Source organism: Mycobacterium riyadhense, from assembly GCF_963853645.1.
Classification (GTDB): Bacteria; Actinomycetota; Actinomycetes; order Mycobacteriales; family Mycobacteriaceae; genus Mycobacterium; species Mycobacterium riyadhense.
On the sequence record NZ_OY970456.1, the window covers coordinates 2,332,474 to 2,354,759 of the forward strand.

The following is a 22,286-nucleotide window of genomic DNA, read 5'->3' on the forward strand; positions in this document are numbered from 1 at the left end:
CCACCCAGAAACGGTTTCCCATGCACTGGCCGCGTGTTACTGTCGCGCTCTCTGGCGAATGTGGTCTGGGGAACATGCTGTGAGAGCAACGGCATGCAGTTAACGGTGGTGCCGTTGCTAGTGAACCAGGGTGCGGGTGAGCAGTCACCGAGACTCGCGACGACGAGGGTGGCGACTAGCTGCTCATAACAACCCGGATAACTCAGCAAAGGCTGGCCATGAATGGCTTGATCTCACAGGCGCAAATCTCCGACCGACGTGGCTTCCGTCGAGCCGCTGTCGCGGTCTCGGTCGCGGCGGTACTTTTCGCAACGTTCGTTGCGGGGTGCGGGCACAAGTCCTCGACCTCCCAGACTTCAGGAGCATCTGGATCCCCTGCCGCGACATCGGCATCGGGTGCCCCGTCACCACAAGCCCAGCAGCTGGTGGCGGACAGTTCCAAGGCGACCACCGCCTTGCGCTCCGTTCACGTGAATCTGCAGACAACCAACATCACGACGCTGCCGATGGAGAGCGTCAATGCCGACGTGACCAATCAGCCGGAGGGCAACGGTCAGGCCGTCGGCGATGCGATGATCAGGTTGCAACCCAGGGCCCTGGTGGTCGCCAAGCAGTTCCTGGTCACCAACAAGACCATGTACACCAAGAACGAGGCGGGTGTTTACACCTCGGTCGGGCCGGCGGAGCGGATCTATGACCCCGGCGTGATTCTCGACAAGCAGAAGGGACTGGGTGCCGTTATCGGCAAGGTCGGCAGCCCGCAGATCGCCGGAAACGAAACGATCGACGGTGTGGCCACCGTGAAGGTGACCGGAACCGTCGACGCGGCGGTAGTCGATCCGCTACTGCCTCAGATAGGCAAGAACGGGGGAACCCTCCCGGTGACGTTGTACATCGCTGACGTGAAAGCTGCGGGTGCGCCTGGGCCTACGCCCAGCCCATATCTGGTGCGGATGGTGATCGACAAGGACCAGGGCCACGTCACGATCACCCTGTCGAATTGGGGTGCGCCGGTAACCATTCCGAGCCCGACACCGTAGCGCAGCAGCGCACGCACGCGTGAAATGCGGATTGGGAACCGGCCCGCAGGGCCGCCGGTCTCCGGGCCGGTTCCTGTCCGAAGTCTTTTGAGAATTCTCCAAGGCCGTCGCCCCAACATTGGCGTCAGCTCGCCGGCACCACCGGCGAGCCCGCGATCACAGCCGATCAGACCTGGAGGAACACGAATGACCAACGACCTCCCGGAAGTTCAGGAGCGTGGGCCTGGCCCACGCCCTGGACCTCCGCCGGGTGGGCCACCCGTGATGTCAGACGTGTGGGTCTACAACGGGCGTGCCTACGACCTCAGTGATTGGATCGCCAAGCACCCCGGCGGCGCGTTCTTCATCGGGCGAACCAAGAACCGCGACATCACCGCGATCATCGCGTCCTACCATCGCGATCCGGCCATCGTCGAACGCATCCTGGAGCGGCGGTATGCGTTGGGCCGCGCCGCAACTCCGCGCGACATCCATCCCAAGCACAATGCACCGCCGTTCCTGTTCAAAGAGGACTTCAACAGCTGGCGGGACACCCCGAAGTACCGCTTCGACAACCAGAACGATCTGATGCACCGGGTCAAGGCGCGGCTGAAGGAGCCCGCGCTGGCCGCGCGGATCAAGCGCATGGACCGGCTGTTCGACGTTGTTGTCGCCGTTCTGGCAATCGCCTATTTCGCGGTTCAGGGCGTTCGATTGGTCGAACCACGGTGGATGCCGTTGTGGGCCTTCGTGATTGCAATGGTTCTGCTGCGCAGTTCGCTGGTCGGATATGGCCATTACGCACTGCATCGCGCGCAACGGGGCCTCAACAGGGTCTTCGCCAATGCCTTCGATCTGAACTACGTGGCCTTATCGTTGGTTGTCGCGGACGGACATACCCTGCTGCACCACCCGTATACCCAGAGCGATGTGGACATCAAGAAGAACGTGTTCACGATGATGATGCGGCTACCGCGGTTGTATCGCGTTCCCGTGCATACGATTCACAAGCTCGGCCACCTGTTGACCGGCATGGCGCTGCGGATCGCGGACGTGTGGAACATGACTCGCAAGGTGGGCGTCAAGGAGGGTTACGGAAGCTGGCGCAACGCGCTGCCGCACTTTCTGGGATCGGCGGCCGTACGCCTGCTCCTGCTGAGTGAGATGGTCGTCTTCGCGCTCGCCGGCGACTTCTGGGCCTGGGCACTGCAGTTCGTTGCGACGGTGTGGATCAGCACCTTGTTGGTGGTGGCAAGCCATGAGTTCGAAGACGAGGACTCCGAGCCCACCCGTGCGGGCGAGGACTGGGGCATAGATCAAGTCGAACATGCCATTGATCTGACGGTGATTGGGAATCGCTACGTCGACTGCTTCCTGTCGGCCGGGCTTAGTTCACACCGCGTCCATCACGTACTGCCGTTTCAGCGCAGCGGTTTCGCCAATATCGTTACCGAGGACGTCTTGCGCGCCGAGGCGGCGAAATTCGGGGTCGAATGGCTTCGGCCAAAGAGTTTCGTCACCGATCGGCTTCCGAAGCTCTGCCGGACGTATCTGCTGGCACCCTCTCGCCAAGCACGGGAGCGGAATTGGGGCTTTGTCCGCGAGCATCTTTCGCCCGCGGCGTGGAAAGCCAGCGCCAGTTACGCGGCTGCCGGCTTCGCCGGAATCGGGTCGGTATGAGCGCCCCGGCTCACGGCGGCGGTGTGTTCCCGGTCGAGGATGGGCCGCAGATTGACCTGGTCCAGTTGCCGCCGGCCCCGCCGACCACGGTTGCGGTGATCGAAGGCATGGCAACGGGTGCGCCGCACCGAGTGGTCGAGCAGTCCGACGCCGCCGCTCGGGTGGTTGAGCTGTTCGGAGATCCCCGGCAGCGGGAACGGATTCCGCGGGTGTATGACAAGACGCGGATCGCTACCCGCCGGATGGCGATCGACCCGCTGGACGCCGAGTTCGAGGCGTTCCGGCGGGATCCCGGAACGATCCGGGACCGGATGAACCTGTTCTACGAACACGCGGTCCCGCTTGCCGTCGATGTCAGCAGGCGTGCCCTGGCCGGCCTTCCGTACGGGGCGGACGAGATCGGGCTGCTGGTGTTTGTCACCAGCACCGGATTCATCGCTCCAGGTGTTGATGTTGCGATCGTCAAGGAGCTCGGCCTGTCGCGGTCGGTGTCGCGTGTCGTGATTAATTTCATGGGATGTGCGGCTGCAATGAATGCCATCCGCACGGCCTCGGATTACGTTCGGTCCCACCCGGCCATGAAGGCGATGGTGGTGTGTATCGAATTGTGCTCGGTGAATGCGGTTTTCGCCGACGACATCAATGATCTCGTGATACACAGCCTCTTCGGTGACGGGTGCGCGGCGTTGGTGATCGGCGCCAGCCAGGTTCAAGAAAAACTCGAGCCGGGCAAGGTGGTGATCCGCAGCATTTTCAGTCGACTGCTCGACGACGCCGAAGACGGCATCGTGCTCGGCGTCAACCATGACGGCATCACCTGTGAGCTGTCCGAGAACCTTCCCGCATACATCTACTCGGGTGTCGATCCCGTCGTTGCAGAGGTATTGCGGGACAACGGCTTACAGAAATCCGATATCGATCTCTGGGCGATCCATCCGGGTGGTCCCAAGATCATCGAGCAATCGATGCGCTCGCTGGGAATCGCCGCGGAGCTGGCGGTGCAGAGCTGGGAGGTGCTGGCCCGGTTCGGCAACATGCTGAGCGTATCGCTCATCTTTGTGCTGGAAATGATGGTGTGGCAGGCAGAGTCGGGGAAGGCGATCTCGACGGGTATGGCCTTCGCGTTCGCACCGGGCGTCACCGTCGAAGGCGTGCTTTTCGACATCATCCGGAGGTGAATGCGATGAACGGGAAGCAGCTGGTGACCGACCGGGTCTTGTATCGCGAGTTGATGACCGACAATCTGCGTTGGGACGCGCTGCAGTTGCGCGACGGCGACATCGTCATTTCGACGCCGCCAAAGTGCGGCATGACCTGGACGCAGCGTCTGGTGTCGCTGCTCATCTTCGACGGGCCCGAGCTGCCCGGGCCATTGTCGACGGTGTCCCCCTGGCTTGACCAGACCATCCGGCCCATCGAGGAAGTCGTCGCCACCCTCGATGCGCAGCGGCACCGGCGGTTCATCAAGACCCACACGCCGCTGGATGGCCTCCTGCTCGACGACCGCGTTACCTACCTTTGCGTGGGCCGCGACCCGCGCGACGCCGCGGTGTCGATGTGGTTCCAGACCGTCAACATGGACCGCGACCGGATGCGAGCGCTGCACGAGGCCGCGGTGCCGCCCCAGGAGCGAATGGGCCCGCCCGGTCCCGAGCCCGGTCCTGCGTCTGGTGCGCGCGGCCCGGAAGAAGAGTTCCGGCACTGGATGGAAGGACCGGCCTTGCCGCCACCGGGGATGGGGTTCACGCCCCCCAAGGGGATTGGCACGCTCGCGAATGTCCTGCACCAATACGGCAAGGTCTGGGAACGGCGCCACCTGCCCAACGTGACGCTGTTCCACTACGCCGACTACCAGGCCGACCTGGTGGGAGAGCTACTCCGGCTGGCTGCGGTCCTGGGTATCGAGCTAAGCCGTGATCGCGCGCAGGAGCTGGCCCCGCACGCCACGCTCGGCGCGATGCGGTCGCGCGCGTCGGAAATCGCGCCCAACACCACCGACGGCATCTGGCATAGCGACCAGCAATTCTTCCGCAGGGGCAGCAGCGGGGAGTGGCAGGAATACTTCGGCCACGACGAGCACCGGCGCTACTACCATCGCATCAACCAGCTCGGCTCGCCGGACATGCTTGCCTGGGCGCACGAGGGTCGTCGCGGGTACGACCCGACCCGCTAATCGCGCCGCTGCGCGCGGACGTACCAGAACGCCATGTCGACTTCGTTTCCGTACAGTTCCCGGCGGACTGTGACGGGCTCCAGCGACTCGATATCCCAACCGGCGCCACCGAGGACGTCGCGCACCGTCTCTTCGGGCACCACCGGCAAGGGGAACTCCTCGTTGGGCGGGTTGGCGTCAGAGAAGCAACTGAGCAGCAAGGTGGCACCCGGCCTGGTGGCGCGGTGTACCGCGGTGGCGTACCTGCGCTTGCCGTCGTCGTCGAGGCAATGGAACATGCCGCTGTCGATGACCGTGTCGAATGCGTCGGCGTAGCCCTCGAGCTTGGTGGAGTCGGCCACCGCGAATTTCACGTCCACTCCGGCGTCGCTGGCCCGCCGTTCGGCGGTGATCAGCGCGGTCGGCGAGATGTCAAGTGCGGTCACTCGGTATCCGTTCTTGGCCAGAAAGACCGCGTTGTCGCCCAGCCCGCAGCCGATGTCGAGCACGTCACCGTGGACCCAGCCGCCGGTATGCCAGGCGATGACATTCTCCTTGGGCGCCTTGGTATCCCAGGGCGGTGTCGGCACCGCGGGGAGGCCCTCACCCGGGCTTTCACCGCGGTAGAGAGCGTCGAAATCTATGCGTTGGGAGGAACTCGAGCCTGTCATTTTCGCCAGCGTAGCCCTGCGGCGTCGAGACTGCGCCCAGAGTGCCGCCGACGGCCTTGGGCTAGCACTGAGTGCAGTCTCGATGGCATGGGGTCGACGCCGCGGCGGCGCTGGATGCTACGCTGCCGGGCAGTCGACATCCTTTAACGATCCGTCCAGAGAGGCGGAGAAGGAGGTCAAGGTTCCCATGGGGGCCACCGACAGGGAATTGATGTCTGCGGCCGATGTCGGACGCACGATTTCCCGGATGGCGCACCAGATCATCGAGAAGACCGCGCTCGATAGTCCTGAGGCGCCGCGGGTGGTGCTGCTAGGCATTCCGACTCGCGGCGTGATCCTGGCCACCAGGCTGGCCGCCAAGATCGCCGAATACATCGGCGTTGAGGTTGGCCACGGCGCGCTGGACATCACCCTGTACCGCGACGACCTGATGAGCAAGCCGCCGCGCCCGCTGGAAGCGACGGCGATCCCGGCCGGCGGCGTCGACGACGCGCTGGTGATCTTCGTCGACGACGTGCTGTACTCCGGGCGCTCAGTGCGATCGGCCCTGGACGCGCTGCGCGACGTGGGCCGGCCGCGGCTGGTGCAACTGGCGGTGCTGGTCGACCGCGGCCATCGCGAATTGCCGGTGCGCGCCGACTATGTGGGCAAGAACGTGCCCACCTCCCGCAGCGAAAGCGTGCACGTGCTGCTGCACGAATCCGACGGTCGCGACGGCGTGGTGATCACCCGATGACTCCCAGACATCTGCTGGCCGCCGGCGACTTGAGCCGCGACGACGCCATCGCAATTCTAGATGACGCCGATCGGTTCGCCGAGGCGCTGGTAGGCCGCGAGATCAAGAAGCTACCCACGTTGCGAGGCCGCACCGTCATCACGATGTTTTACGAGAACTCGACACGCACCCGGGTGTCGTTCGAGGTGGCCGGCAAGTGGATGAGCGCCGACGTGATCAACGTCAGCGCCGCCGGATCGTCGGTGGGCAAAGGGGAGTCGCTGCGCGACACCGCACGTACCCTGCGTGCGGCCGGCGCAGACGCGCTGATCATCCGGCATCCGGCGTCCGGCGCCGCGCATCTGCTGGCCGAGTGGACCGGAAGTAAGGACGACGGTCCGTCGGTGATCAATGCCGGCGACGGCACTCACGAGCATCCGACGCAGGCGCTGTTGGACGCGCTGACCATCCGGCAGCGGCTGGGCGGCATCGAAGACCGGCGCATCGTGATCGTCGGCGACATCCTGCACAGTCGGGTAGCCCGCTCCAACGTTGTACTGCTGCACACCCTGGGCGCCGAGGTGGTGCTGGTGGCGCCGCCGACGCTGCTGCCGGTAGGGGTCGACGGTTGGCCGGCCACCGTCTCCTATGACTTTGACGCCGAGCTGCCCGCTGCGGACGCGGTGTTGATGCTGCGGGTGCAGGCCGAGCGGATGAACGGCGGCTTCTTCCCGTCGGTTCGTGAGTACTCGGTACGTTATGGCCTTTCCGATCGGCGTCAGGCGATGCTTCCCGACCACGCCGTGGTGCTGCATCCAGGCCCGATGGTGCGCGGCATGGAGATCGCATCCTCGGTCGCTGACTCGTCGCAATCGGCTGTGCTGCAACAGGTTTCTAACGGCGTCCATGTGCGGATGGCGGTGCTGTTCCATGTCCTGGTGGGAGCGCAGGAGGCCGCGGCGTGAGCGTGCTGATTCGTGGTGTCAGGTTGTACGGCGAGGGGGAGCGGGTCGACGTGCTGGTCGACGACGGTCAGATCGCCGAAATCGGTGCGGGACTGCAGCGGCCCCGATCTCTCCAAGAAGATCTGGACGTCATTGACGCCACCGGACACGTGCTGCTGCCCGGGTTTGTCGACCTGCACACCCACCTGCGCGAACCCGGCCGCGAATACGCCGAGGATATCGAAACAGGTTCGGCGGCAGCGGCTTTGGGTGGCTACACCGCGGTGTTCGCGATGGCCAACACCAACCCGGTCGCCGACAGCCCGGTGGTCACCGACCACGTCTGGCACCGCGGCCAGCAGGTCGGCCTGGTCGACGTGCATCCGGTCGGTGCGGTCACGGTCGGGCTGGGCGGAACCGAGCTCACCGAAATGGGCATGATGGCTGCCGGTGCCGCCCAGGTGCGGATCTTCTCCGACGACGGCATCTGTGTTCATGACCCGCTGGTGATGCGCCGCGCCCTGGAATACGCGAAGGGTCTAGGGGCGCTGATCGCTCAGCACGCGGAGGAACCGCGGCTGACCGCCGGCGCGGTCGCGCACGAGGGCCCCACGGCCGCCAGGCTGGGGCTGGCCGGTTGGCCCAGAGCCGCGGAGGAATCGATCGTCGCTCGCGACGCGCTACTAGCCCGCGATGCCGGTGCCCGGGTGCACATCTGCCACGCCTCCACCGCGGGCACCGTCGATCTTCTGAAATGGGCTAAGGGACAAGGTATTTCGATCACCGCCGAGGTCACTCCGCATCACCTTTTGCTCGACGACAGCAGACTGGCCGGCTATGACGGGGTGAACCGGGTCAACCCCCCGCTGCGCGAGGCCGCCGACGCGATCGCGCTGCGCCAAGCGCTAGCCGACGGAATCATCGACTGTGTGGCCACCGACCATGCGCCGCACGCAGAGCACGAGAAATGCGTCGAGTTCGGCGCGGCGCGCCCCGGCATGCTGGGGTTGCAGACCGCGTTGTCGGTGGTGGTGCAGACGATGGTGGCACCGGGGCTGCTGACCTGGCGCGGTGTCGCCCGGGTAATGAGTGAGAACCCGGCCCGCATCGCATGTTTGCCCGATCATGGCCGGCCGCTGGAGGTGGGCGAGCCGGCCAATCTGACCGTCGTGGACCCCGACGCGACCTGGACGGTCGCCGGGACCGACCTGGCCAGCCGCTCGGCCAACACGCCGTACGAGTCGATGACCCTGCCCACCACCGTCACTGCCACGCTGCTGCGTGGGAAGGTCACCGCCCGGGACGGAAAGAGCCCGGTATGAACCGCGCCGGTGACGATGCAGAGGGGGTGCCACCCGCTTGCGGGGGACGAAGCGATGAGGAGGAGCGGCGCGCATGAACCGCGCCGGCGACGATGGACAGGGCGGTGCGATCGGGGAAAGCAGGGAGGAGCGGCGCGCATGAACACCGGCACGCTGGTGGGGTCGCTGATCTTCGCGGCCGTGCTGGTGGTGGTGATCGCGGTGATGATCCAGCTGATGATGCGGGGTTGGCGGCGCCGTTCGCAGCGCCAGCAGGAGCTGATCGGAACCCTACCCGGCGTGCCCGATACCCTCGGCTCGGCCAGCGCCACCACCCGCGGGCTCTATTGCGGCTGCACGCTGGCGCCAGAGTGGAACGAACGAGTCACCGTGGGTGACCTCGGCTACCGCAGCAAGGCGGTGCTCACCCGCTATCCCGAGGGGATCATGGTGGAACGCCCACGGGCTCAACCGATTTGGATTCCCGCGGAATCGATCACCGCCATCCGGATGGAGCGCGGCATTGCCGGCAAGGTGGTGGCCCGCTACGGGATCCTGGTGATCCGGTGGCGGTTGCCGTCGGGCGCCGAGATCGACACCGGATTTCGGGCGAACAACCGCGACGAGTACTCGGATTGGCTACAGGAGGAGCGGCGCCCATGAGTCGCGCCGTCGACCATGCAGAGCGAAGCGATGTGGGGGTACCTCCCGCTTGCGGGGGAGAGGAGCGGCGCCCATGAGTCGCGCCGTCGACGATGCAGAGCGAAGCGATGGAGAGGAGCGGCGCCCATGAGTAAAGCGCTGCTGGTACTCGAGGACGGCCGGATCTTCACCGGAAAGGCGTTCGGCGAGATCGGCCAGACGCTCGGCGAGGCGGTGTTTAGCACCGGCATGTCGGGTTACCAGGAGACGCTGACCGACCCCAGCTATCACCGCCAAATCGTGGTCGCCACCGCACCGCAAATCGGCAACACCGGCTGGAACGGAGAGGACGCCGAAAGCCGCGGTGACAAGATCTGGGTCGCCGGCTACGCGGTGCGCGACCCGTCGCCGCGCGCCTCCAACTGGCGCGCCACCGGCACCCTGGAGGAGGAGCTCATCCGCCAGCGCGTCGTCGGCATCGCCGGTATTGACACCCGGGCCGTGGTGCGCCATCTGCGCAGTCGCGGGTCGATGAAGGCCGGGGTGTTCTCCGGGGCCGCGCTGGCCGACCCCGTCGAGTTGCTCGAGCGGGTGCGGTCCCAGCAGCCGATGCTGGGTGCCGATCTCGCCGGCGAGGTCAGCACGTCGGGCACCTATGTCGTGGAACCCGAAGGGCCGCACCGATTTACAATCGCAGCGCTGGACCTCGGCATCAAGACCAACACGCCGCGCAACTTTGCCCGGCGCGGCGTCCGTAGCCACGTCCTGCCGGTTTCGGTCACCTTCGAGCAGATCGCCGAGATCAAGCCACACGGTGTGTTCCTGTCCAATGGGCCCGGCGACCCGGCTACCGCCGACGAAGTCGTCGCCCTCACCCGGGAAGTGCTGGGCGCCGGAATCCCGTTGTTCGGCATCTGTTTCGGCAACCAGATCCTGGGCCGTGCGCTGGGCTTGTCGACCTACAAGATGGTGTTCGGTCACCGTGGCATCAACATTCCAGTCATCGACCACGCCACCGGGCGGGTCGCGGTGACCGCCCAGAATCACGGCTTCGCGCTGGAAGGGGAGGCGGGTCAGCGATTCGACACGCCGTTCGGCTCGGCCGTTGTGAGCCACACCTGCGCCAACGACGGAGTGGTTGAAGGCGTGAAACTCAAAGATGGACGGGCGTTTTCGGTGCAGTACCACCCCGAAGCCGCCGCCGGCCCCCACGATGCCGAGTATCTGTTCGACCAATTCGTTGAGCTAATGGAAGGCCGGCGGTGATCGCGAGCGTGCGTGTCTGTACGGCGACACGCTGTAGACGCCGTACAACTGTGCACCCTCGCGCCCAGAAAGGGGGCCGCTAGTGCCGCGTCGCACCGACTTGCACCATGTGCTGGTGATCGGCTCCGGGCCGATCGTCATCGGGCAGGCTTGTGAGTTCGACTACTCCGGCACCCAGGCATGCCGGGTGCTGCGGGCCGAGGGCTTGCAAGTGAGCCTGGTCAACTCCAACCCGGCCACTATCATGACCGACCCGGAGTTCGCCGACCATACGTATATCGAGCCGATCACGCCGGCCTTCGTGGAGCGGGTGATCGCCCAGCAGGCCGAGCGCGGCAACAGGATTGACGCTCTGCTGGCCACCCTGGGCGGGCAGACCGCGCTCAACACCGCGGTCGCGCTGTACGAGAACGGCACCCTGGAGAAATACGGCGTCGAGCTCATCGGCGCCGATTTCGAGGCCATCCAACGCGGCGAGGACCGGCAGCGGTTCAAAGACATCGTAGCCAAGGTCGGCGGTGAGTCCGCCCGCAGCCGGGTGTGTTTCACCATGCACGAGGTCCGCGAGACGGTCGAGGAGCTGGGCTTGCCCGTCGTGGTGCGGCCAAGCTTCACCATGGGCGGGCTGGGCTCGGGCATGGCTCACTCCGCCGGGGAGGTCGACCGGATGGCCGGCGCTGGGCTGGCCGCCAGCCCCAGCGCCAATGTTTTGATCGAGGAATCGATTTACGGCTGGAAGGAATTCGAACTCGAGCTAATGCGCGACGGCCACGACAACGTGGTGGTGGTGTGCTCGATCGAGAACGTCGACCCGATGGGTGTGCACACCGGCGACTCGGTCACCGTGGCGCCGGCAATGACGCTGACCGACCGGGAATACCAGCGGATGCGGGATCTGGGCATCGCGATCCTGCGCGAGGTCGGTGTGGATACCGGCGGCTGCAACATCCAGTTCGCCGTCAACCCGAAAGACGGCCGGCTCATTGTCATCGAGATGAACCCGCGGGTATCGCGGTCCAGTGCGCTGGCGTCCAAGGCCACCGGCTTCCCGATCGCCAAGATCGCAGCCAAGCTGGCCATCGGTTACACGCTGGACGAGATCCTCAACGACATCACCAAGGAAACACCGGCCTGCTTCGAACCCACATTGGACTACGTCGTGGTCAAGGCGCCGCGGTTCGCGTTCGAGAAGTTCCCCGGCGCCGATCCCACGCTGACCACCACGATGAAATCGGTCGGCGAAGCAATGTCGTTGGGCCGCAACTTTGTCGAGGCACTCGGTAAGGTAATGCGGTCGCTGGAGACCGGCCGCGCCGGCTTCTGGACGGCGCCGGACCACAAGGGCCCGGAAGAAGACGTCGCCGCCATCCTGGCCCGGCTGCAAACCCCGACCGAAGGCCGGATGTATGACATCGAACTGGCGCTGCGGCTCGGCGCTTCGATCGACGAGGTGGCACAGGCGAGTGGCGTCGACCCGTGGTTCGTCGCGCAGATCAACGAACTCGTTACGCTGCGAACCGAGCTCGTCGACGCGCCGGTGCTCGATGCCGACCTGCTGCGGCATGCCAAGCACAGCGGACTGTCCGACCGCCAGATAGCGGCACTACGGCCGGAATTGGCCGGAGAAGACGGTGTGTGGTCGCTGCGCGAGCGATTGGGCATCCACCCGGTGTACAAAACCGTGGACACCTGCGCGGCCGAGTTCGAGGCTAAGACGCCCTACCACTACAGCAGCTACGAACTCGACCCGGCCGCCGAGACCGAAGTAGTGCCGCAGACCGAGAAGCCGAAGGTGCTGATCCTGGGGTCCGGCCCCAATCGGATCGGTCAGGGAATCGAATTCGACTACAGCTGTGTGCATGCGGCAACGACGTTGTCGCAGGCGGGGTTTGAGACCGTGATGGTCAACTGCAACCCCGAGACGGTTTCCACCGACTACGACACCGCAGACCGGCTGTACTTCGAGCCGCTGACATTCGAAGACGTCCTCGAGGTGTTCCACGCCGAGGCGCAGTCAGGCAACGGTGGCCCCGGCGTGGTCGGCGTCATCGTGCAACTCGGTGGCCAGACGCCGCTCGGGCTGGCGCAGCGACTCGCCGACGCCGGCGTACCGATCGTCGGAACCCCGCCGGAGGCCATCGACCTGGCAGAGGACCGCGGCGCATTCGGCGACCTGCTGACCGCCGCGGGATTGCCGGCTCCTAAGTACGGCACCGCAACGACTTTCGCGCAAGCACGCCGCATTGCCGACGAGATCGGCTACCCGGTGTTGGTGCGGCCGTCGTATGTGCTGGGCGGTCGCGGCATGGAGATTGTTTACGACGAGGAGACGCTGAGGGCCTACATCACCCGTGCCACCCAGCTGTCGCCGGAACATCCGGTGCTCGTCGACCGCTTCCTCGAGGATGCGGTCGAGATCGATGTCGACGCGCTTTGCGACGGCACCGAGGTCTACATCGGCGGGATCATGGAGCACATCGAGGAGGCCGGTATCCACTCCGGTGACTCGGCCTGCGCTTTGCCGCCGGTCACGCTGGGGCGCAGCGACATTGAGAAGGTACGCAAGGCTACCGAGGCCATCGCACACGGTATCGGCGTGGTGGGCCTGCTCAATGTGCAGTATGCGCTGAAAGACGATGTGCTCTACGTGCTGGAGGCCAACCCACGCGCGAGCCGCACCGTGCCGTTCGTTTCCAAGGCAACCGCGATTCCGCTCGCTAAGGCGTGCGCGCGGATAATGTTGGGCGCCAGCATATCTGCGCTTCGTCAGGAGGGAATGCTGGTGGCGTCCGGAGACGGTGCCAGCGCGGCCCCGGACGCCCCGATCGCGGTCAAGGAAGCGGTGTTGCCGTTCCACCGGTTCCGGAGCGCCGATGGGGCGGCGATCGACTCGCTGCTGGGTCCGGAGATGAAATCGACGGGCGAGGTGATGGGGATCGACCGCGATTTCGGCAGCGCGTTCGCTAAGAGTCAGACCGCCGCCTACGGTTCGCTGCCGGCGCAGGGCACCGTGTTCGTCTCGGTAGCCAACCGAGACAAGCGATCACTGGTGTTTCCGGTCAAACGGTTGGCGGACCTGGGCTTTCGTGTTCTCGCGACTGAGGGGACCGCAGAGATGTTGCGCCGCAATGGAATTCCCTGCGACGAGGTTCGCAAGCATTTTGAGTCGCCGCAGGCGGGCCGTCCCGCGGTGTCGTCGGTGGATGCAATCCGGGCCGGTGAGATCGACATGGTGATCAACACCCCTTACGGCAACTCCGGGCCACGGATCGACGGCTACGAGATCCGGTCGGCCGCGGTCGCCGTCAACATCCCCTGTGTCACCACGGTGCAGGGGGCCTCTGCCGCGGTGCAGGGCATCGAAGCGGGGATCCGCGGCGACATCGGGGTGCGGTCGCTGCAAGAGCTGCACCGCGCGATCGGTCCCCGGAGTGCACAGCAATGACCAGCTTTGGCGTCCGGCTGGCCGACGCGAAGTCGCGCCGCGGGCCGCTGTGTCTGGGTATCGATCCGCACCCCGAGCTGTTGCGGGCCTGGGACCTGCCGGCGACCGCCGATGGTTTGGCCACCTTCTGCGACATCTGCGTGCAGGCCTTCGCCGGTTTCGCCGTCGTCAAACCGCAGGTGGCGTTTTTCGAGGCCTACGGCACCGCCGGCTTCGCGGTGCTGGAACGCACCATCGCCGCCCTGCAAGGCAACGGGGTGCTGGTGCTGGCCGACGCCAAGCGCGGGGACATCGGGTCAACCATGTCGGCCTACGCGGCGGCGTGGGTGGGTGACTCTCCGCTGGCCGCCGACGCCGTGACGGCGTCGCCCTATCTGGGCTTCGGCTCGCTGCGGCCGCTGCTGGAGGTCGCCGCGGCACACGACCGGGGGGTGTTCGTGCTGGCGGCTACGTCCAACCCGGAGGGCGCGACCGTACAACGTGCGGACGCCGACGGCCGCACGGTGGCCCAGCTCATCGTGGACCACGTCGCTGCCGCGAACGCGGCGACCCAACCCGAGCCAGGATGCATCGGCTCCATAGGCGTCGTGGTCGGGGCGACGGTAATCGAGCCGCCCGATCTCAGTGCCCTGGCCGGACCGGTACTGGTGCCCGGTGTGGGTGCCCAAGGTGGTCGGCCCGAGGCGCTGGCCGGCTTGGGCGGCGCTGCGCCGGGCCAACTGTTGCCCGCCGTCTCGCGGGAAGTCTTACGGGCTGGTCCCTCTGTGTCGGAGCTGCGCGCGGCGGGCGAGCGAATGCTCGACGCCGTTGCCTACCTGTCGGCGGGGTAGGCGCCCAACGGCGCGAGACGGGCGCGACACGCGCGAACCGTGACGAAAATGCGTGACCCGCGGCACTGTGGCGAGTGGATGTTTGCCGTTGGGCACCCCAACCGTCCGGCATCGCGGGAGGTGAGCCGGCTCGACACGACAAAACCGCTGCTAGAGACGGTTATTTGGGTCCATAACCGGCACATCGGGGGCATGCCGCGGTGAGCCATCCGGCGGCTGTCAATGTCGCGCGGCGGAGCGCTGGCCGGCGGCACACGCCGCGCCCACGCTGGACAAATGTCCCCGAAACAGGGGGGTCGGGTTAGATTTCGTTCTAAAGCGTGGGTACGGTCGTCTGCGCTGGCTGGATTACCGGCCAAGACAAACAAATATCGATTGTTATCGATGAGAGACGGAGGAATCGTGGCCCTTCCCCAGTTGACCGACGAGCAGCGCGCGGCCGCGTTGGAGAAGGCTGCTGCCGCACGTCGAGCGAGAGCAGAGCTCAAGGATCGGCTCAAGCGCGGCGGCACCAACCTCACCCAGGTGCTCAAGGACGCCGAGAGCGACGAAGTTTTGGGCAAGATGAAGGTGTCTGCGCTGCTTGAGGCGTTGCCGAAGGTGGGCAAGGTCAAGGCGCAGGAAATCATGACCGAGCTGGAAATCGCGCCGACGCGTCGCTTGCGTGGCCTCGGTGACCGTCAGCGCAAGGCCCTGCTGGAAAAGTTCGGCTCCGCCTAACCCCCGGCAACCAAGCACCCGTGAGCGGGGGACCGGACACCGGACGAGTGGTCGTGCTGTCCGGTCCTTCCGCGGTCGGCAAGTCGACCGTGGTCCGGTGTCTGCGTGAGCGGGTCCCAAAGCTGCATTTCAGCGTTTCGGCGACGACGCGGGCACCGCGGGCCGGGGAGGTCGACGGCGTCGACTACCACTTCGTCAGTCCCGGCCGTTTCCAGGAATTGATCGACGGGGGCGAGCTGCTGGAATGGGCAGAAATCCACGGCGGGCTGCACCGATCGGGCACCCTGGCTGAGCCGGTGCGGGCCGCGACCGCGTCCGGTGTTCCGGTGCTCATCGAGGTCGATCTGGCCGGCGCCAGGGCGATCAAGAAGGCCATGCCGGAGGCCATCACCGTGTTCTTGGCGCCGCCCAGCTGGGAGGATCTGGAGGCCAGGCTGGTCGGCCGCGGCACCGAGACGCCAGACGTAATCCGTCGCCGTTTGGACACCGCACGGATCGAAATGGCCGCCCAAGGCGACTTCGACCAGGTCGTGGTGAACCGTCGATTAGAGTCTGCGTGCGCCGAATTGGTATCCTTGCTGGTGAGCAACCTGTCGAGTTCTTAACCTTTTGAGCCGCCCCTTCTAAGCAGCTCCGCGCAGCCAGGAGAAATTCTGAAGTGACTATTCCGCAGTCCGACGCGTCGTTGGCCGCCCTGGATCAGTTCGATCCCTCCGCAGGTGGTCTGGGCGCCTACGACACCCCACTGGGCATCACCAATCCGCCCATCGACGAGTTACTGGACCGCGTGTCGAGCAAGTACGCCCTGGTCATCTACGCGGCTAAGCGGGCTCGGCAGATCAACGACTACTACAACCAGCTCGGCGAGGGCATCCTCGAATACGTCGGCCCGCTGGTCGAGCCCGGGTTGCAGGAAAAGCCGCTGTCCATCGCGATGCGTGAGATCCACGCCGACCTGCTCGAACACACCGAGGGCGAGTAACGGGCAGGGCCGGGCGCGCTGTGGACAGCAAGCGGATCCCCAAACGCGTCATAGTCGGCGTCTCCGGCGGTATCGCGGCCTACAAGGCCTGCACCGTTGTCCGTCAGCTCACCGAGGCCGGCCATCACGTCCGGGTCATCCCCACCGAGTCCGCGCTGCGCTTCGTCGGAGCCGCGACCTTCGAGGCGCTTTCGGGTGAGCCGGTGCGCGCCGGTGTTTTCGACGACGTGCCGGAGGTGCCGCACGTCCACCTCGGCCAGCTGGCCGACCTGGTGGTGGTGGCACCTGCCACCGCCGACCTGCTCGCCCGGGCCGTGGCGGGCCGGGCCGACGATCTGTTGACCGCAACCCTGCTGACGGCCCGATGTCCGGTGATGTTCGCGCCGGCGATGCACACCGAGATGTGGTTGCACCCGGCTACCGTCGACAACGTCGCCGTTTTGCGCCGCCGCGGCGCGGTAGTCCTAGAGCCCGCATCCGGGCGGCTCACCGGCGCCGACAGCGGGGCCGGCCGGCTGCCGGAGGCCGAGGAGATCACCACGCTCGCGCACCTGCTGTTGGAGCGCCACGATGCGCTGCCCTACGACCTTGCCGGCCGCAAGATGTTGGTGACCGCCGGCGGAACCCGCGAGGCGATCGATCCGGTGCGCTTCATCGGCAACCGCAGCTCCGGTAAGCAGGGCTACGCGGTCGCGCGGGTGGCCGCACAGCGCGGCGCCGAGGTCACGCTGATCGCCGGGCACACCGCGGGCCTCATTGACCCCGCTGGCGTCAATGTGGTGCATGTCAGCTCGGCGCAGCAACTCGCCGACGCGGTGTCCAAGCACGCTCCCGAGGTGGACGTGCTGGTGATGGCCGCGGCCGTTGCCGACTTCAGGCCCGCACAGGTTGCCGCCGCCAAGATCAAAAAGGGTGCCGAGGGGCCGCCGACCATCGAGCTGGTGCGCAACGACGATGTGCTGGCCGACACCGTGCAGGCCCGTGCACACGGCCAGCTGCCCAACATGCGGGCCATCGTCGGTTTCGCGGCCGAGACCGGCGATGCCAACGGTGACGTGCTGTTTCATGCCCGAGAGAAGCTGCAACGTAAGGGCTGCGATCTGCTGGTCGTCAACGCCGTGGGCGACGGCAGGGCCTTTGAGGTAGACAGCAACGACGGCTGGCTGCTGGCATCCGACGGAACCGAGTCGGCGCTGCAGCATGGTTCGAAGACGCTGATGGCGAGCCGTATCGTTGACGCTATCGTCGCGTTCCTGGATGGCGGTAGCGGGTAGCGGCCCAGCGGGCCTGGGTCTGTACGGCTCCTGGACAGGTGCTGGACGATCGCTTGCCCGAATGGACGGGCGGGGATTGTTGCCAGAGGATATAATTCGGCTTACTAATTATTGGAAGGACAGAGATTGTGAGCGAAAAGGGTCGGCTGTTTACCAGTGAGTCGGTGACAGAGGGACATCCCGACAAGATCTGCGACGCGATCAGCGACTCGGTCCTCGACGCGCTTCTCGCGGAGGATCCGCGCTCACGTGTCGCGGTCGAGACGCTGGTCACTACCGGGCAGGTCCACGTCGTGGGTGAGGTGACAACGAACGCGAAGGCGGCGTTCGCCGATATCACCAACACGGTCCGCCGGCGAATTCTCGAGATCGGCTATGACTCGTCTGACAAGGGCTTCGACGGGGCGTCATGCGGGGTGAACATCGGCATCGGCGCGCAATCACCCGACATCGCCCAGGGCGTGGATACCGCGCACGAGGCCCGCGTCGAGGGCGCGGCGGATCCGCTGGACTCTCAGGGCGCCGGCGACCAGGGCCTGATGTTCGGCTACGCGATCAACGACACCCCGGAACTGATGCCGCTACCGATCGCGCTGGCCCACCGGCTGTCGCGGCGGCTGACCGAAGTCCGCAAGAACGGCGTGCTGCCTTACCTGCGGCCCGACGGTAAGACACAGGTGACCATCGCCTATGAGGACAACGTCCCGGTGCGGTTGGACACCGTGGTCGTGTCCACCCAGCACGCGGCCGACATCGACCTGGAGAAGACGCTGGATCCCGACATCCGGCGGCACGTGCTGCAGACCGTCCTCGAGGACCTGGCCCACAAGACGCTGGATTCGTCGTCGGTGCGGGTGCTCGTGAACCCGACCGGCAAGTTCGTCCTCGGCGGGCCGATGGGCGACGCCGGGCTCACCGGCCGCAAAATCATCGTCGACACCTACGGCGGCTGGGCCCGTCACGGCGGCGGCGCCTTCTCCGGCAAGGATCCGTCCAAGGTGGACCGCTCAGCGGCGTACGCGATGCGCTGGGTGGCTAAGAACGTCGTCGCAGCCGGGCTGGCGGAGCGGGTCGAGGTTCAGGTGGCATACGCCATCGGCAAAGCGGCCCCGGTCGGCCTGTTCGTCGAGACCTTCGGCACCGAGACGGAAGACCCGGTCAAGATCGAGAAGGCCATCGGTGAGGTGTTCGATCTGCGGCCCGGCGCGATCATCCGCGACCTCAACCTGCTGCAACCCATCTACGCGCAGACGGCCGCGTACGGGCATTTCGGTCGTACCGACGTCGAACTGCCCTGGGAGAAGTTGGACAAGGTCGACGACCTCAAGCGCGCCATCTAGTTTCCGGCGGCCCGCGCTAAACACTGGGCGGTAGCGGGTGGTCGGCGTCCAAGGCGGGCAGGCCGTCGATGCTTTTCCGATTCCGCTCGACCAGGCGAACGTAAGCTTCCTCGTCCGCCTTCGTGTGATACGCGTCGAGTACCGGCCGTTCGTCGACCAGCTCGTAATACGGCACCGCGTAACCGCAGGCGTCGGCAATCCGCTCGACGTCGACGACGATGGCGGCCCGGACTCCGGGATGCAGAGTCCCGAAATACGTTCTAATGCGCTCAAATTCGGCATTGTCCGGGCGCACCGCTCGTCCGGTCCCGCTCAGCCTCAAGATCCGCGAGTTACGGGTGAATGAGCAAAACATGATGGTGATCCGGCCGTTGTCGCGCAGGTGTGCGATGGTTTCGACGCCGCTGCCGAACAGATCGAGGTAGGCGACCGTATGGTCGTCCAGCACCACGAAGGTATCCCGGTATCCCTTGGGGGAGAGGTTGACTCGGCCTCCCTGGGACGGGGCGGTCGCAACGAAGAACACGGCCTGGGCCTGGATGAACTCCCGCAGCGACTCGTCGATGCGCGAAAACTGTTTCGCCATCGTCTGAGCGTATCTGTCAGTGGACGATGCCGACTCCTGATTCTGCGCGTTGAAGAGTCCCATTACCTGATTGCCCAGATTCCCGATGCCCGAGTTAAAGGTTTCCGTGACGCCCGCAGTGATCGTGTCCGCGTTGAAGAGGCCGGAGATGAACTGTCCGGAGCTATTGGCGAAGCCTGACATGTAGGCCGGGCCGATGTAGGTGGGGCCGGTCCGGCACCGGCCAACACCGAACCGGCTGCGGCGGGTCGTCAAAGGCTGCAGTACACAGTCGAACTCGACGCACCCAGCACAGAAACTTTTTGAGGTCCTCAGTCACCAGTGGTCGACGCTGTGGCCGGTCCGCCAGCGGCGAGTGCGCGACCTGCCGGCCACCTCGGCTGATCGAATACCGCACCGTGCGCGGCCCCGTCCGAAATCACCTCGGCCGCATCGAACTCACCGACATGCCAGGTGGCGGAACACGTCTGGAGTATCGCATCGCCTTCGACACCCCAGCGTGGCTACCCGGCCGCCTGCTGGCGCCGTGCTCGACACGGCCTGGCGGCACTGGAGCCTTCCGCGGCTGCGGCGCCACATAGCCCCCAGTGACTACGCCGAGAATCGGTAGTCGTCGAGAGGGAAACGTCTACTGCGCCAATAGGCTTCGACCGTGGTAGTGGGACGCAGTGGAACGTCGCCGTTCTTGTCGGCGCCAGCTCCACCCGCTGCCCGGTGGCCGCGGCTACCGGGAGGTATTCCCGCCATCATCGCGGTACTCGACGGGTTCAGCCGATCGGCCCTGCCTGGCCGGGGCTGCCGTCGTTGCCGGCCTGCCCTGGTTTTCCGGGGAGGCCCGGAGTTCCCAGGTTGACGGAGCCGCCAGAGCCACCGCTGCCGCCAGCGCCGCCGGCTCCACCGGCGCCGCCGACGCCACCGGGACCGGCCTCGCCGGCGCCGCCCGCGGCGCCGATGAGGCCTCCCGGGCCGCCGAAACCGGCGGCCCCGCCGGCCCCACCATGACCGCCGTTCGCGCCGTTCCCGCCGCTACCGCCGTGACCGCCGGCGCCGCCTTGACCGAGGTCAAGTTCGGAAGTCGCGTCGCCTCCGGCGCCACCGCTGCCGCCGATGCCTCCGCCACCGCCGGCACCGCCGGCGCCGCCGGCACCGGCATGACCGCCGCTGCCGCCCATCCCGAAGAGTCGGCCGGCTGCGCCGCCATTTCCGCCGCGGCCGCCAGGGCCGCCGTCGCCGCCGACACCCAGGGAGCTGCCGCCGTCGCCGCCGACGCCACCGCTGCCTCCGATTCCAAATGCAGCTTGGGGAGTGTCGGCGGACCCGCCAGCGCCACCGTTGCCACCGGCCCCACCTTGGGCGCCATTGCCGCCCGCGCCGCCGGTGCCGCCGGTGCCGCCGTTGCCGCCGTTGCCGATCAAAAGCCCGCCGTTGCCTCCGCGTCCGCCGTCCCCTCCGTGACCACCCGTGTCACCAGGGATGTTGCTCGTCGCGCCCTCACCACCGCCACCACCGGCACCACCGTGAGAAATGGCCAATTGTGTGGTGGCCGCGCCGCCGCTACCACCGCTACCGCCGGCGCCACCGTTGGCGCTGCCCGCAGCTCCGTCGCCCCCATCGCCCCCAATGGCTGGGGCTGCTGATTCGTCACCCATTGATAGGCCGGCACCGCCGGCACCGCCGGCGCCGCCGTTGGCGCCATCTGGGCCAGCGGCACCACCCTGGCCTCCACTGCCGCCTTGGGCTGTGGCAGAACCGTAATTAGTGTCCGTCCAACCGTCCCCGCCGGTGCCTCCGGATTGGCCGGGCGAGCCGTCGGGGCCGGCGCCGCCGTTGATGTCGATATTCGTGCCGGCTGTGCCGACTCCGCTATTGCCTATTGGTATGGGATTGGCAGCGTCAGCTCCAGCCAGGCCGGTGCCGCCGTGTCCCCCGGCACCTCCGTGGCCGATCAGCCCAGCACTGCCGCCGGTGCCACCCGAGCCGCCAGTGCCGCCGAAGAGAGTTGCCGTCCCGGCGCCGCCGTTTCCGCCGGCACCACCGTTGCCAAACAGCAACGAGCCAGGCCCGCCGGCGCCGCCTTGCCCGCCGGCGCCGCCTTGCCCGCCGGTCCCACCATGCCCGTACAACCACCCTCCGGCCCCGCCGGCGCCGCCGGCAGCACCAGCCCCACCTTGGCCACCCCTGCCACCGCTGCCGATCAGGCCCGCGGCGCCGCCAGCGCCGCCTGGTTGCCTCGCCGCGCCAGGCGCGCCGGTGCCGCCATTGCCGAACAGCAACCCGCCGGCGCGGCCGGCTTGCCCCGGTGCCGAGCCATCGGCGCCATTGCCGATCAATGGCCGGCCCAACAAGGTCAGGGCAGGCGCATTGATCGCATTTAGTAGATCCGTCTCGATGCTCTGCAGAATGGCCTCGATGCTCCGCAGAATGGAGGAATTCGTGGCTTCGGCGTCGGCATACAACCCCGCTCCGATATTCACCATCTCCACGAATTGCCTATGCACCAGCGCCGCCTGAGTGCTCAGCCTCTGATAGAACTGGGCATGCGCAGAAAACCGTGCGGCCACCGCCTCCGACACTTCGTCGGAACCCGCAGCTGCCACTGCGGTGGTGGGCGCCGCCGCCGTCGCGTTGGCTACGCTGATCGTCGAACCGATCTCGGCTAAATCAGCGGCGGTCGAAGCCAATATCTCGGGCGCTACATAGCAAAACGACATCGTCTTCC

General features: G+C 66.5%; 19 protein-coding genes and 1 pseudogene. 16 read left to right on the plus strand and 4 right to left on the minus strand.

Translation table 11 applies throughout. The annotated features are described in order from the left end of the window. Nucleotides 1-218 precede the first annotated feature (218 nt). From AADZ78_RS10685 to AADZ78_RS10700, 4 genes are all read left to right on the plus strand, one after another. Entirely contained in the window at nt 219-1,040 is an 822-nt protein-coding gene (locus tag AADZ78_RS10685; protein WP_085252068.1) for an LppX_LprAFG lipoprotein, read from the plus strand. A 186-nt stretch (nt 1,041-1,226) separates the two neighbouring features. Further along, a complete protein-coding gene (locus AADZ78_RS10690) occupies nt 1,227-2,699 on the plus strand; it encodes a fatty acid desaturase (protein ID WP_139828913.1) in 1,473 nt (490 codons plus the stop codon). Further along, entirely contained in the window at nt 2,696-3,877 is a 1,182-nt protein-coding gene (locus AADZ78_RS10695; RefSeq protein ID WP_085252070.1) for a type III polyketide synthase, read from the plus strand. The genes AADZ78_RS10690 and AADZ78_RS10695 overlap by 4 nt, the downstream gene beginning before the upstream one ends. Before the next feature lie 5 nt (nt 3,878-3,882). Then, the gene (locus AADZ78_RS10700) at nt 3,883-4,872 is read left to right on the plus strand and encodes a sulfotransferase domain-containing protein (protein WP_085252086.1); all 990 of its coding nucleotides are present in this window, start codon (nt 3,883-3,885) and stop codon (nt 4,870-4,872) included. Here AADZ78_RS10700 and AADZ78_RS10705 read toward each other — a convergent pair. Next, nucleotides 4,869-5,522 (minus strand): class I SAM-dependent methyltransferase, encoded by a 654-nt coding sequence (locus tag AADZ78_RS10705; RefSeq protein WP_085252071.1) that lies wholly within the window; start codon nt 5,520-5,522, stop codon nt 4,869-4,871. The genes AADZ78_RS10700 and AADZ78_RS10705 overlap by 4 nt on opposite strands. A 187-nt stretch (nt 5,523-5,709) precedes the next feature. On the opposite strand from AADZ78_RS10705, the gene pyrR reads away from it, so the two are divergent. The 12 genes from pyrR to metK all read left to right on the plus strand — a co-directional run bounded on the left by pyrR (nt 5,710) and on the right by metK (nt 18,981). Continuing rightward, a complete protein-coding gene (gene pyrR / locus AADZ78_RS10710) occupies nt 5,710-6,258 on the plus strand; it encodes a bifunctional pyr operon transcriptional regulator/uracil phosphoribosyltransferase PyrR (RefSeq protein WP_085252072.1) in 549 nt (182 codons plus the stop codon). After that, the gene (locus AADZ78_RS10715) at nt 6,255-7,202 is read left to right on the plus strand and encodes an aspartate carbamoyltransferase catalytic subunit (RefSeq protein ID WP_085252073.1); all 948 of its coding nucleotides are present in this window, start codon (nt 6,255-6,257) and stop codon (nt 7,200-7,202) included. Before pyrR ends, AADZ78_RS10715 begins: the two co-directional genes overlap by 4 nt. After that, on the plus strand, nt 7,199-8,503 hold the full coding sequence (locus AADZ78_RS10720) for a dihydroorotase (RefSeq protein WP_085252074.1): 1,305 nt from the start codon (nt 7,199-7,201) through the stop codon (nt 8,501-8,503). Before AADZ78_RS10715 ends, AADZ78_RS10720 begins: the two co-directional genes overlap by 4 nt. Nucleotides 8,504-8,641: 138 nt before the next feature. Next, nucleotides 8,642-9,145: a transporter gene (locus AADZ78_RS10730; RefSeq protein WP_085252075.1), complete on the plus strand. Its 504-nt coding sequence runs from the start codon at nt 8,642-8,644 to the stop codon at nt 9,143-9,145. Nucleotides 9,146-9,271: 126 nt separating this feature from the next. Then, nucleotides 9,272-10,390, plus strand: a complete 1,119-nt coding sequence (gene carA / locus AADZ78_RS10735; RefSeq protein ID WP_085252076.1) for a glutamine-hydrolyzing carbamoyl-phosphate synthase small subunit — start codon at nt 9,272-9,274, stop codon at nt 10,388-10,390. An 82-nt stretch (nt 10,391-10,472) separates the two neighbouring features. Further along, on the plus strand, nt 10,473-13,835 hold the full coding sequence (gene carB, locus AADZ78_RS10740) for a carbamoyl-phosphate synthase large subunit (protein ID WP_085252077.1): 3,363 nt from the start codon (nt 10,473-10,475) through the stop codon (nt 13,833-13,835). Beyond that, nucleotides 13,832-14,665, plus strand: coding sequence for an orotidine-5'-phosphate decarboxylase (pyrF, locus tag AADZ78_RS10745; RefSeq protein WP_085252078.1), 834 nt, complete (start codon nt 13,832-13,834; stop codon nt 14,663-14,665). Before carB ends, pyrF begins: the two co-directional genes overlap by 4 nt. Nucleotides 14,666-15,067: 402 nt before the next feature. Further along, complete coding sequence (gene mihF, locus AADZ78_RS10750; protein ID WP_003407240.1) at nt 15,068-15,385, plus strand: integration host factor, actinobacterial type; 318 nt, start codon at nt 15,068-15,070, stop codon at nt 15,383-15,385. 20 nt (nt 15,386-15,405) lie between these two features. Next, nucleotides 15,406-15,990, plus strand: a complete 585-nt coding sequence (gmk, locus tag AADZ78_RS10755) for a guanylate kinase (RefSeq protein ID WP_139828916.1) — start codon at nt 15,406-15,408, stop codon at nt 15,988-15,990. A 53-nt stretch (nt 15,991-16,043) separates the two neighbouring features. Next, nucleotides 16,044-16,367 carry a DNA-directed RNA polymerase subunit omega gene (rpoZ, locus tag AADZ78_RS10760; RefSeq protein ID WP_085252079.1) on the plus strand — a complete coding sequence of 108 codons (324 nt, stop codon included), beginning with the start codon at nt 16,044-16,046 and terminating at the stop codon, nt 16,365-16,367. A 20-nt stretch (nt 16,368-16,387) separates the two neighbouring features. Beyond that, nucleotides 16,388-17,641, plus strand: a complete 1,254-nt coding sequence (gene coaBC / locus AADZ78_RS10765) for a bifunctional phosphopantothenoylcysteine decarboxylase/phosphopantothenate--cysteine ligase CoaBC (RefSeq protein WP_085252080.1) — start codon at nt 16,388-16,390, stop codon at nt 17,639-17,641. Between the two features lie 128 nt (nt 17,642-17,769). Beyond that, nucleotides 17,770-18,981 carry a methionine adenosyltransferase gene (gene metK, locus AADZ78_RS10770; RefSeq protein WP_085252081.1) on the plus strand — a complete coding sequence of 404 codons (1,212 nt, stop codon included), beginning with the start codon at nt 17,770-17,772 and terminating at the stop codon, nt 18,979-18,981. 16 nt (nt 18,982-18,997) lie between these two features. Here the strand turns inward: metK and AADZ78_RS10775 are convergent, their stop codons facing one another. The 3 genes and pseudogenes from AADZ78_RS10775 to AADZ78_RS10780 all read right to left on the minus strand — a co-directional run bounded on the left by AADZ78_RS10775 (nt 18,998) and on the right by AADZ78_RS10780 (nt 22,278). Further along, on the minus strand, nt 18,998-19,567 hold the full coding sequence (locus tag AADZ78_RS10775) for a pyridoxamine 5'-phosphate oxidase family protein (RefSeq protein WP_085252088.1): 570 nt from the start codon (nt 19,565-19,567) through the stop codon (nt 18,998-19,000). Between the two features lie 591 nt (nt 19,568-20,158). Next, nucleotides 20,159-20,260: pseudogene (locus AADZ78_RS29010) on the minus strand (hypothetical protein); the annotation flags it as partial. A gap of 74 nt (nt 20,261-20,334) precedes the next feature. Continuing rightward, nucleotides 20,335-22,278 carry a PE family protein gene (locus tag AADZ78_RS10780; protein WP_085252082.1) on the minus strand — a complete coding sequence of 648 codons (1,944 nt, stop codon included), beginning with the start codon at nt 22,276-22,278 and terminating at the stop codon, nt 20,335-20,337. Between the last annotated feature and the right edge of the window lie 8 nt (nt 22,279-22,286).

Excerpts from the sequence above, each read along its gene's own strand:
- AADZ78_RS10685 (WP_085252068.1), top strand. The coding sequence starts at position 219 with ATGAATGGCTTGATCTCACAGGCGCAAATCTCCGACCGACGTGGCTTC.
- AADZ78_RS10690 (WP_139828913.1), top strand. The coding sequence starts at position 1,227 with ATGACCAACGACCTCCCGGAAGTTCAGGAGCGTGGGCCTGGCCCACGC.
- AADZ78_RS10695 (WP_085252070.1), top strand. The coding sequence starts at position 2,696 with ATGAGCGCCCCGGCTCACGGCGGCGGTGTGTTCCCGGTCGAGGATGGG.
- AADZ78_RS10700 (WP_085252086.1), top strand. The coding sequence starts at position 3,883 with ATGAACGGGAAGCAGCTGGTGACCGACCGGGTCTTGTATCGCGAGTTG.
- AADZ78_RS10705 (WP_085252071.1), bottom strand. The coding sequence starts at position 5,522 with ATGACAGGCTCGAGTTCCTCCCAACGCATAGATTTCGACGCTCTCTAC.
- pyrR (WP_085252072.1), top strand. The coding sequence starts at position 5,710 with ATGGGGGCCACCGACAGGGAATTGATGTCTGCGGCCGATGTCGGACGC.
- AADZ78_RS10715 (WP_085252073.1), top strand. The coding sequence starts at position 6,255 with ATGACTCCCAGACATCTGCTGGCCGCCGGCGACTTGAGCCGCGACGAC.
- AADZ78_RS10730 (WP_085252075.1), top strand. The coding sequence starts at position 8,642 with ATGAACACCGGCACGCTGGTGGGGTCGCTGATCTTCGCGGCCGTGCTG.
- carA (WP_085252076.1), top strand. The coding sequence starts at position 9,272 with ATGAGTAAAGCGCTGCTGGTACTCGAGGACGGCCGGATCTTCACCGGA.
- pyrF (WP_085252078.1), top strand. The coding sequence starts at position 13,832 with ATGACCAGCTTTGGCGTCCGGCTGGCCGACGCGAAGTCGCGCCGCGGG.
- AADZ78_RS10775 (WP_085252088.1), bottom strand. The coding sequence starts at position 19,567 with ATGGCGAAACAGTTTTCGCGCATCGACGAGTCGCTGCGGGAGTTCATC.
- AADZ78_RS10780 (WP_085252082.1), bottom strand. The coding sequence starts at position 22,278 with ATGTCGTTTTGCTATGTAGCGCCCGAGATATTGGCTTCGACCGCCGCT.